This is a genomic window from Bacillus proteolyticus (assembly GCF_001884065.1).
GTDB lineage: Bacteria > Bacillota > Bacilli > Bacillales > Bacillaceae_G > Bacillus_A > Bacillus_A proteolyticus.
The window spans coordinates 1-9,589 of the sequence record NZ_MACH01000164.1 but is presented as its reverse complement, the minus strand read 5'-3'; the positions used below and the strand labels follow the sequence as shown (position 1 = coordinate 9,589).

10 protein-coding genes and 4 pseudogenes are annotated in these 9,589 nt (G+C 31.6%); 8 read left to right on the top strand and 6 right to left on the bottom strand.

Features of this window, described 5'->3' with window-relative positions:
• Positions 1-363, bottom strand: a 363-nt coding sequence (locus BAQ49_RS29790) for a hypothetical protein (RefSeq protein WP_071748229.1), incomplete at its 3' end; no start/stop codon positions are given.
• Between the two features lie 200 nt (positions 364-563).
• On the opposite strand from BAQ49_RS29790, the pseudogene BAQ49_RS29785 reads away from it, so the two are divergent.
• The 7 genes and pseudogenes from BAQ49_RS29785 to BAQ49_RS29760 form a co-directional block, all read left to right on the top strand.
• Positions 564-864: pseudogene (locus BAQ49_RS29785) on the top strand (tyrosine-type recombinase/integrase); the annotation flags it as partial.
• Positions 857-1,237, top strand: coding sequence for a DUF6262 family protein (locus tag BAQ49_RS29780; RefSeq protein WP_071748228.1), 381 nt, complete (start codon positions 857-859; stop codon positions 1,235-1,237). The pseudogene BAQ49_RS29785 and the gene BAQ49_RS29780, both read left to right, overlap by 8 nt.
• 134 nt (positions 1,238-1,371) lie before the next feature.
• Positions 1,372-2,571, top strand: coding sequence for a hypothetical protein (locus BAQ49_RS29775; RefSeq protein ID WP_071748227.1), 1,200 nt, complete (start codon positions 1,372-1,374; stop codon positions 2,569-2,571).
• Positions 2,572-2,703: 132 nt separating this feature from the next.
• Positions 2,704-2,805, top strand: a pseudogene (locus BAQ49_RS33800) (DUF8096 family protein); the annotation flags it as partial.
• An 86-nt stretch (positions 2,806-2,891) separates the two neighbouring features.
• Positions 2,892-3,065 carry a hypothetical protein gene (locus BAQ49_RS32605; RefSeq protein WP_116733521.1) on the top strand — a complete coding sequence of 58 codons (174 nt, stop codon included), beginning with the start codon at positions 2,892-2,894 and terminating at the stop codon, positions 3,063-3,065.
• Between the two features lie 61 nt (positions 3,066-3,126).
• A pseudogene (locus BAQ49_RS29765) lies at positions 3,127-3,658 on the top strand (SMI1/KNR4 family protein).
• Positions 3,659-3,786: 128 nt separating this feature from the next.
• Positions 3,787-3,954 (top strand): annotated as a pseudogene (locus BAQ49_RS29760) (YolD-like family protein); the annotation flags it as partial.
• A gap of 71 nt (positions 3,955-4,025) precedes the next feature.
• On the opposite strand, the gene BAQ49_RS29755 reads toward BAQ49_RS29760, so the two are convergent.
• The 5 genes from BAQ49_RS29755 to BAQ49_RS29735 all read right to left on the bottom strand — a co-directional run bounded on the left by BAQ49_RS29755 (position 4,026) and on the right by BAQ49_RS29735 (position 8,250).
• On the bottom strand, positions 4,026-4,835 hold the full coding sequence (locus BAQ49_RS29755; protein ID WP_071748226.1) for a lipid II flippase family protein: 810 nt from the start codon (positions 4,833-4,835) through the stop codon (positions 4,026-4,028).
• Between the two features lie 349 nt (positions 4,836-5,184).
• Positions 5,185-5,445, bottom strand: a complete 261-nt coding sequence (locus BAQ49_RS29750; RefSeq protein WP_071748225.1) for a hypothetical protein — start codon at positions 5,443-5,445, stop codon at positions 5,185-5,187.
• 224 nt (positions 5,446-5,669) lie between these two features.
• On the bottom strand, positions 5,670-6,050 hold the full coding sequence (locus BAQ49_RS29745; protein WP_071748224.1) for a hypothetical protein: 381 nt from the start codon (positions 6,048-6,050) through the stop codon (positions 5,670-5,672).
• A 533-nt stretch (positions 6,051-6,583) separates the two neighbouring features.
• Positions 6,584-6,937 carry a YxeA family protein gene (locus BAQ49_RS29740; RefSeq protein ID WP_071748223.1) on the bottom strand — a complete coding sequence of 118 codons (354 nt, stop codon included), beginning with the start codon at positions 6,935-6,937 and terminating at the stop codon, positions 6,584-6,586.
• A 281-nt stretch (positions 6,938-7,218) separates the two neighbouring features.
• The gene (locus BAQ49_RS29735) at positions 7,219-8,250 is read right to left on the bottom strand and encodes a YdcF family protein (RefSeq protein ID WP_071748222.1); all 1,032 of its coding nucleotides are present in this window, start codon (positions 8,248-8,250) and stop codon (positions 7,219-7,221) included.
• Positions 8,251-8,735: 485 nt separating this feature from the next.
• Between BAQ49_RS29735 and BAQ49_RS29730 the strand changes: the two genes are divergently transcribed.
• A complete protein-coding gene (locus BAQ49_RS29730) occupies positions 8,736-9,407 on the top strand; it encodes an NAD(P)H-dependent oxidoreductase (protein ID WP_071748221.1) in 672 nt (223 codons plus the stop codon).
• Positions 9,408-9,589: the final 182 nt, after the last annotated feature.

Genomic DNA, 9,589 nt, shown 5'->3' with positions numbered 1-9,589 from the left:
ATAGGCTCCTATATCTAATTTTACCCAATAAACTGCTCCAATCCCTTGTTCAAATGTATTCAATAACTGTTCTATTATAAACTCCTTCGGTGTTAATCCTTTCAAATCATATCCACTGGGTATTGTTCCGAACCAATACTCTTCACTTTCAGGGAATTCACAAGAAAGGAAATCCCGCTGCCATTCATTCAACTGTATAAGTTCTATTGTGTCGTCACTAGTAGCTTTTATATCCTTTTTTATAAGCTCACATATATCTTCTTTTGTATTTTCTGATAAAAGATATAGTCTATAAACATGACCTACGCCATCATATTCATTAACCTTAGCAAAATCACTTAATATTCTATTAATCTTTTCCATGTCTAAGCTCCTTCATCAATAATTAGGAAATAGTTCCAAGGTTATTATAGCAAAGTGCTACACGCTTCCCTATGGATATGTTTTATATTTGGCGGTACGCCTTATTTACAATGTTTTGAATGTATACTTTTCTTGTTGATTTTGAGGGTATTAGGCGGATTGGGGTAAAGTCAATGTTTTCGGTAGTTTGAATGTAAACTAATGGAAACTGTCCTCATATGGAAGCACCTCCTTGTCTAACTTGTGGGGATAATCAAACCCCTTGTAAAGACTTAGCAGTAGGTTTTTCAGAGTTAGATAAACAAAAATATGAACTTCAACATTAAAACCACTACGAAAGCAATTGAAATAGCAAAACAACGTGGTAGAGAGGATATTGCGGAGAGGAACCAAAAGAATCTACAACGTTACCAAAACATTTTAAATACCCTCCAAGATGGAAATGTTATCTTTGGTAGACAAGATCGGATGAAAAGAAAGTTAGGTGTTAAAAATGGCTGAATATGACCGTTCTGCACATTTGAAAACGATTCATGCCAAACGAAAGGCAAATACCTATCAGAAAGTAGACGAAGCTATTAAAAGGCTTTTAAAAGCCAATGAAAAAATAAACTTTAACAGTGTAGCCAGTGAAGCTGATGTATCCAAAGCAACACTCTATAACAACAAGGACTTCCGTTCAAGAATTGAAACATTGCGAAATCAACAATTACAAGTGCCTACACCCAAACAAGTAAAGCGAGAAATGAATGAAAACAACAAGGATGCACTTATTGCATCCCTAAAAAGAAAAAATCAAAAGTTGGAAGAGGAAAACAAGCAATTAAGAGTACAACTGAAAGTAGCTTATGCAGATGTTTATAAAAAGTTATGAGGGAGAACAACGTTCTCCCCTTCTTATTCAACTAACGGGGCAGTTTAGTTGAATAAGCCCTCTTTTGAAAAAGGATATTTTTCATCCCTAAGAGAATTTACATTTAATGGATTTTTTATATAGAGGTGAAAAGGATGAATAAATATCTTAATCGAATTTCCAAAGACTTAGTAAATGCAAATTTGGATAATTATTGGTCAGGTTTTGAATCGGTTGCTTACGCATTATATGATAAGAGTTATGTTTATCTTTTCAACCATCCTAGAATGAAAAAAAATCAACAAAATAATTATCAAATTTTAAATTGGGATGAACAATTTAATGGTTGTACACTTATTCTTTATAATGATTATCCAACAGCAATTGTAAATATCGAATTGTATGAGGATTATAAAAGTTTATATTCTATTCTCGTACACGAATTATTCCACGGTTTTCAATATGTTAAGGGCGAAACTCGGTTCGCGAATGAAATTATGGGAATCACATATCCGTTATCAAAAGAAAATGTGGAATTACGAAATCAGGAAAGAACCAACCTTTTTAGTGCGGTGTTAGAAAATAATATTATTAAAAAGAAACTATATCTTAATACTTTCATTGCCCTAAGAGAAAAAAGAGCTGCTAAATTTAATAATTATCTATTATACGAAAACTTAATTGAAACAATTGAAGGACCTGCGTTGTATGTTGAACTAAAGGCTTACTCGGAAAAAAAACCGATAGCTTACAAATCAGTTCTAAAAAAATATGGACAACACCTTATGGACAAATATGAATCCACTTCTGATATACGAAAGAGTTGTTATAGTTCAGGTTTGTTTATGTGTTTGTTACTAGATGAGTTTTCACCAGGCTGGAAGGAAAGTTTTTGGGGTAAAGAGGAAACATTATACGATATATTTAAACAACTTTCGGATGACTTTATAAAAATAAGTAACGTAGAAATAAGTCCTGAAACAGAGGAAGTAATTAATTTTGCTATACAAAATAGAAAAAATACATTTGGAAATTTTGAACAACAAAAAGGAATTCATCTATTTATTGAAGGTGAAATAACTGCTAAATCTTTTGACCCGATGAATATCGTCCCATTTGAAAATAGTCTTTTACATAAGAACTTTATAAAAGTAAGAATTAACAATGAAGACTATCTTGTACAACAACCTGTTATTGCCTATTGTAAGGGTGGACTTCAAAATATAATTAAATTACATCTGATATTAAAGAATAATCCCATTGAAAATGTTGATTCGCTTACAATTGATGGTATCGGAGAAATAAAGGGAAGGTATGAGAAACAGGAAAATGTTTTGCATTTATATGTGAATTAGGACCATTTCTTAATCAACTAACGGGTGCGTTAGTTGGATAACAAAGGTCATAACATATTAGTCATATATAATATGTTATGACCTTTAATTTATAAATCTTTTTTTAATTTAGGTCTTGATAATACAATTAGCGGTCGTTGCGACAATTGCGGCAATACCTCATTCAAGAGTTCCGTTAAAGATTTCATCCTTTTAAGAGAATGTCGTCAATGCGGTATGAAGAAAATCATATAGTCCTATCCGGGGCTTTTTTCTTTATAAAATAAAATGAACTATAAGATATACATAAAAAATAGAGTCCCTTATTATTAGGGGTAGCAATTGCTGAAAGTAAGCAAGTAAACATTTCATACCACAAACAGCACAAATTGCATTCAGAAATTGGCCATATTCATTTTTACGAGATGACTCGAAATGAGTTAAGAATTATGAACCAAAATGATAAGGTATTATATATAGAGATTGGTCATGTAACTGATATTAAATATACATAAGGATTTACAATTCAAAGGGTAGGGAGAAAAATGTTTGAGACGTGTGAGGAGGATAAATAGCATGATTAATCAAGCTGAATGGTTATGGCAATGTATTATTGAAAGAGGATCAAATTCTGAAGGTAACTTTAAAGAATCATTAAATCTTCAGCCAGGTGCAAGTGATGAAGAGTTTCAAATTATTGAGGATACACTGGGGGGTTACACTTCCTGAAGAGATGAAGAACTTTTACAGGGTGTATAACGGACAAGTTTGGGAGCCCGAGCTAAATCCATTTGTTAGGAATTTGACTTTGTCCCCTACTTCCGAAATTATCGATAATTGGAAATTTTTACAGGAAGAATTCGATCCAAATGATGATTTAGAGCCAGATATTGAAAAAGAGCTTAAACCAGTTCTTTGGAATTCCAAGTGGATTCCAATTGCAGAAAATGGTGGCGGGGATTATCTTTGTATTGATACAGATCCATCAGAATCTGGAGTAGTAGGACAAGTGCTATATTATTGGCATGATTGGGGACAACGTTCTATTGAGGCAAAAGGTTTATTTGAATTCATAGAAATCTGTTTGAAAGAAGAGAATTGTGAATAAATGTACTTAGAGTAACGGTTGCTTTAGTTGAATAAGAAAGGATAGTACATATTAGTCATATAAAATATGTACTATCCTTTATTTTAGCTAATTTTTTTTATTTTAGGTCTTGATAACCATTTTCAGCAATAAAAGAACAATTGGAAGGACTGAATGAATTATACGATAAGCAAAATGAAGTACCGATGCCTATTGTAGATGAACAAAAACTAGATCTTATAAATGATACTGTGTGTTGTGCAATTGCTGAAAATAAGCAAGTAAGCATTTCATACCAAAAGCAAAACAAAGCATATTTTTGTTATTACCGAAAGTAAACTTTTAGATATTTGTTTACTTTGGATATATTGATTTTCATATAAAAATTTTAAGAAATAAATTTAGCAAACCATGCTATATAATATGCACCTGGAACTAATATAAACTGAGCAACTAATGTACCTAATAATCTCGAAATTAATATCATAAATGTAAAATTTTTAAGTTCCCAATATCTACGATTGTCTTGTACAACTTTATCAGTTAAAAAAGACAATTTAGGATCAATAAGAAGTGTTAATAGAATCGTAGCTACTCCAGTAATAATATTAGATGAAGACATCGCTGCTTTATCATAATCAGGAACTAATAAAGTTGCATACAACGCAGACATAACACCTACTGTAAATACGGCAGAAACAATTGTATTAATAACAAATAATTTAATTGATATATTTTTTAAATTTACCCCTTCTAGATTATTTTTATTTACTAAAACAAAATAGTTCTTCATTCTTTTCAAATTGGTGCTATTTACTAATTTAAACATGTTTAAAAACGAACCATCTTTTGATAAAGGTACAAGCGCTTTAGAAAAAACATTCATAAAAAATGGTACTAATAACCCTCCAAGTATTACTCCCATAGTAGAACCTAATAACAAAAATCTAAATTGTTTAATTAATAATTCTAATCCACCATTTTTCGCTGCACTATCCACCAAAGAAGCAGTAAATGGTTGTTGAAACATATTAGAAAATCGAGCAATTAAAGACATAATATTATATATAGCAAAAGCCGATGCAACTAAAGCCAATTTCGCTCCAACAAGTCGAACTCCATATCCTAAAACTTCTATAGAAGTCATAAGCATTAAAAATAAAAAGATACAAATTACTTTAAAAGTAATAAACTCCATAGTCATCCCCCTTCAATTTCTATAAATACATAACTCAATGATTATATTACAAATATTATGTATTTTCTTTATAATAGTAAATCACTTTCTGTTTTATAAGCAAAAAACATACTTTATTTGACGTTTTAAATTATGATTTGAAAGTAAACTTTTAAATATTAGTTTACATTCAAATTACCTGAAACATTGAACTCACAACGATTCCCCTGATATTCTCAAAATTAACAAGAAAAGTATACATTCAAAACCCTATAAATAAAAAGTTCAAGAAACCTGTAAACAAAAAAAAATTCATTAATATAAAAAAGAATACCACCTTTAAAGGCAGTATTCTTTTTTATAATTTTATCTAAGCAACTAAATAATTAAATGCCATATATATGGCTAGAAATACACCAACTACTAATTCAAGACCAATAATTATATATGAAACATTTAAATACAAATCTCTTATGCTTCTATATATAAACATAATCCCTAATAAGAAAAATGTAACATATAAAAATTGATCTATGCTAAAAGCTAAAGTACCAGATAGTAAAATTAAAATTAGAAACAGCTTATCTATTGTTTTATAATTAATTACATTTTGTCCAACAAATGATTGCATAAATTCCCTCCTAATATTTTTTCCGAATTATGGATATTATAAGGTCTATTATATCATGAATTTTCTGTTTTTTACGTTATAAATAAGCTGTTTATATAAGTTTACATAACCCCACTTATCGGTATTCAATGTATCTAGAAAAAACCCCTTCAGTTTACTTACTGAAGGGGTTTCGTATTTACATAATTTTCGTTATTGGAAGTACATTTAAAACCATCATTAATTTAATAAGAATCTAATATCTCAAGTTTTTTAGCTAACACCCAACCACTTAGACCATAAGATGCACAAATGTTGTAATAAAAATAATTCTCTTTTATCAATGTTTCCTCTAATTCTTTAATATCGTCATAACATATTGGCCAACAATAATTTTTTTGTTGCTCTAATAATTTCTTATTTTCTTTAAAAAAATCTGGAAGTGGATCTTCGTCTATATTAAAAATAATGCTGTTACTTATTTGGGTTTCAAAAAAATGTGCTAGGACACCTGAAAAAATTATATATACATTGTCTCCTGATTCAGTAAGAGTGTGAATACGAATTTCTTCTTTCTCAAGATTAACTTGGTATGAAACAATTGTATTATCGTGAACACTTATCATAACTTCACTCCTTAAATTATAGATAGTTGATTTTTGTTTCTTCAATATTATTTTTCTAATTGTAACATTTGAGAGAACCGATTCATTAAGATTTTTAGATGTATAGGATATTCATATAAGGTTAACATAACGCAACATTATTGGTAGCAAGGACAAGGAGGAACCCCTACTCTCATAAGGGAACCTCCTTTTTTGTTCGATGGATCTATGCATTTTTTTATACATTCCTATTTTGGTGTGCCTTTTGGCCTCCCCATAGTTCCCTATGTCTCCCGATTTTTTGCATAAAATCTTGCATGCTCTTAGCGTGGGGTTTTTCCAAAATGCTGGCGGTACCCCATCGCCATCAAGCTAGAAGAACGAGTTATCCCCAAAACGATAAAAACAAACTTCGGTGCTATAAAACACAAAATTTCCATTTAGGGGGTACTTTAAAACCTTAGCTTGATGGGTATGGGGTATCGCCACACATCCATCAATACAAAAATAGCGGCGAGCCCCCTCGAATAGGAGGGTTCGCCATTATAAATCGTTTATTTCACGTCTAATTTTTCTTTCACCTTCACAGGAAGCTCGTCTTTCTTCACTTCTTCCCAAGCAGTTACACCTTTTTTATCGGAGTGGAACACGCGTAAGAATGCTTCTTTACGAAGTTCTTTAAATCCATTAAATTTCACTGTTTTTTCATTACCATTTTCGTCAAATCCTTGTAATTCATAATTATACTCCGTGTATTTATTGCCTTCTTTAGATACCCCTGACTTTATTTTCGCATCAGTTGTAATTTGAACATAGTATTCATCTTTTCCCATACGATTCACATCACAACCAACTAACATTGTCGCAAATACAACTAAAATACTAAAAAGTGTAATATATCTTTTCACGTCATTCACCTCATGTTTTTTATTATGTTGTTATCATAACCCCTTTTTGTTTGAGGAGAAATTCAAAAACATGACATGAAAATTACACTTTTGTAAGATAATAAAAAGACGACTACAACAGCTGCCTTCTTAATCAATATCATCACAATCACTTGCATTGTAGTCTAACATTTAATATAACTTATTTAAATAAGCCAAACCATATAAACACAAAAAGAGGAGTCATCCTAAGGTGACTCCTGCCCTAAGATAACTCCCAAAATATAAGTTGTACAACATCCTTAAAAAAACAAATAATTTACTACAGTTGCTAAAATAGAGAATCCCATAATAATTCCAATTACAATACTGTGACGTACACGATTCATAACGAAGATTGCAATATACTCTCGAATCATCGCATTTGGCCAATAATAAAAGGCTGTTTTCGAACCAATTCCTTGGCTATTTAACCCTACTATTTTAGCGTATAACCCTGCGCGAAACACATGGAAGTTGTTTGTGGAAAAAATACAGTTATACTGTGTTCCTTTTAATGATTCCATAATTTCCTTTGAAAACAGCATATTTTGATATGTTGTAGTAGAACGGTCCTCTTTTATTGTATTTTCTAGAGGAATCCCATTATTCACAGCATACTCCTGCATAGCTTCCGCTTCAGAAATATTCTCATCTGATCCTTGTCCACCAGAAAAAATAATTTTAGGTGGTGAGGAGACCGCTTCTTGTTTCTTATAAAATTCAATAGCTCTATTAATTCTGCTAGCTAAAAGTGGCGGAACCTTATCATTAATTAAACCACTACCAAGAACAATGATAAAATCCTGGTTGTATTTTGGTCTATTGAACTGGTACAGGAAATAGGCCGTTAGGAAATTAGATAAATCTACAAATAAATATAAAGAAATGAGAACTGCTCCCCAGTAAAGTGTTCGAATTGCTTCGGGGAAAAAGTTAATCGGTTCAACTAAAGAAATTACCAAAAAGAACGAAAGACATATACCTAAAACGAAAGTTAAACTATTTGCAAAACGTCGGCTTTCTTTGCTCATAAGAATCTTAGCATTTAGAAACAGCCCTAATATTAAGGCAACTAAGCCGAAACTTAACATAAAGCTAACAACCGCAGCAGGTATTAAAGCAATTAACAGTAAATACTTATTCCCTGTGGTCATAGAGAAATACGCACTTGCAATAATTATTGAAATTATAAACAAGTTAAATAAAAAACCGTTTATTATTCTTCTAGGATCTGTTAAATAAAAACCTAGAAAAAGAACGAGTAAAATTATTGGAATAAACGCGTAAAACATAGTTTTTAACACCTCAATAAATTGATATTATACAGATACTTTAAAGCAACTTTTATAATATCCCATACTTATTAAAATAAATCAATTTTATATTTCGTAAATATAAAATTGATTTAAAACAAAAAAAGAAGTAAATTTTTAGATTTATTGTCTTTTTATAGCTTAGAAGCCCCTTAGCGCACTAAAATTAAGGATTCAACTTTCAAAAGATGTATTAACGTGGGTTTTATGTCATTCGGTAGGCGTGACTCCATGTCCATCAAGCTAAAATTTTATAGTAACCCCAGAACGTAATTTGGTACTAACTTGAACTATACAAGCTCTTTTTTTCGTTTTGAGGGCATTTGCTTTTCTTAGCTTGATTGTGATGTGGCGAGACCCCATATAATGAAATATAGATTATTAAGCTGATTTGCAGGGTAATGAAATACTCTTGGAGAAATATGGTTTATTAAAGTATTACTAAAAAGGAAGGGTGATTCCACATGATAGGAACTGAGAGTAAAAAACAGGAAATTTTAAAAGCTTACCAGTTCAGACATGCTTGCAAGGAGTTTGACACCAACAAAAAAATTTCGGATAAAGATTTTCACTTTATTTTGGAAACAGGCAGATTGTCTCCAAGTTCAGTTGGTTTGGAGCCGTGGAAGTTTGTCGTGATCCAGGATGCAGCGCTTCGCGAAAAATTAAAACCTGTATCCGGTGGTGCCCAGGGACAACTTCCTACTGCCAGCCATTTTGTAGTTATATTGGCCAGAAGAAAAGAAGGCTTAAGGCATGATTCCGTTCACGTAATCAAAATGATGAAAGACATTCATCATATGCCTGAAGAAGTTGTGCAAAATCTTTCCGGTTTCTACAAATCCTTCGTCGAAACAGAACTCGAAGATAATGACCGTCTCATTTTTGAATGGGCAAGCAAACAAACATATATAGCATTAGGAAACATGATGACAGCTGCGGCTCAAATCGGTATTGATTCTTGTCCGATAGAAGGTTTTGATAAAAAGCAGGTGACCACTATTTTGCAAAATGAGGGTATCATTGACGGCAACGATTTTGGTTTAGCTTGTATGGTCGCTTTCGGATATCGAAAAGAGGATCCCAAACGCCCAAAAACAAGACAAAATCTCGATGAAATTGTCGAATGGCGATAAAACTGTAGATGATGTTTCTCAGCATCAAGGGACATGATCACATAGGCATGTCTCCTTTAATGTTATTTAGAAATAAATCCAAGTAAGCATCCCAATAGGGTGCTTTTTCCGGTTCTGGTGCAAATACTTAGGAAAGATATAAAGATGCGAAAAGTTTCCTAGTGAAATCTAGTCTTAAGCAG

Coding starts and splice junctions, on each gene's coding strand:
- BAQ49_RS29780 (WP_071748228.1), top strand. CDS start 857: ATGGCTGAATATGACCGTTCTGCACATTTGAAAACGATTCATGCCAAA.
- BAQ49_RS29775 (WP_071748227.1), top strand. CDS start 1,372: ATGAATAAATATCTTAATCGAATTTCCAAAGACTTAGTAAATGCAAAT.
- BAQ49_RS29755 (WP_071748226.1), bottom strand. CDS start 4,835: ATGGAGTTTATTACTTTTAAAGTAATTTGTATCTTTTTATTTTTAATG.
- BAQ49_RS29750 (WP_071748225.1), bottom strand. CDS start 5,445: ATGCAATCATTTGTTGGACAAAATGTAATTAATTATAAAACAATAGAT.
- BAQ49_RS29745 (WP_071748224.1), bottom strand. CDS start 6,050: ATGATAAGTGTTCACGATAATACAATTGTTTCATACCAAGTTAATCTT.
- BAQ49_RS29735 (WP_071748222.1), bottom strand. CDS start 8,250: ATGTTTTACGCGTTTATTCCAATAATTTTACTCGTTCTTTTTCTAGGT.
- BAQ49_RS29730 (WP_071748221.1), top strand. CDS start 8,736: ATGATAGGAACTGAGAGTAAAAAACAGGAAATTTTAAAAGCTTACCAG.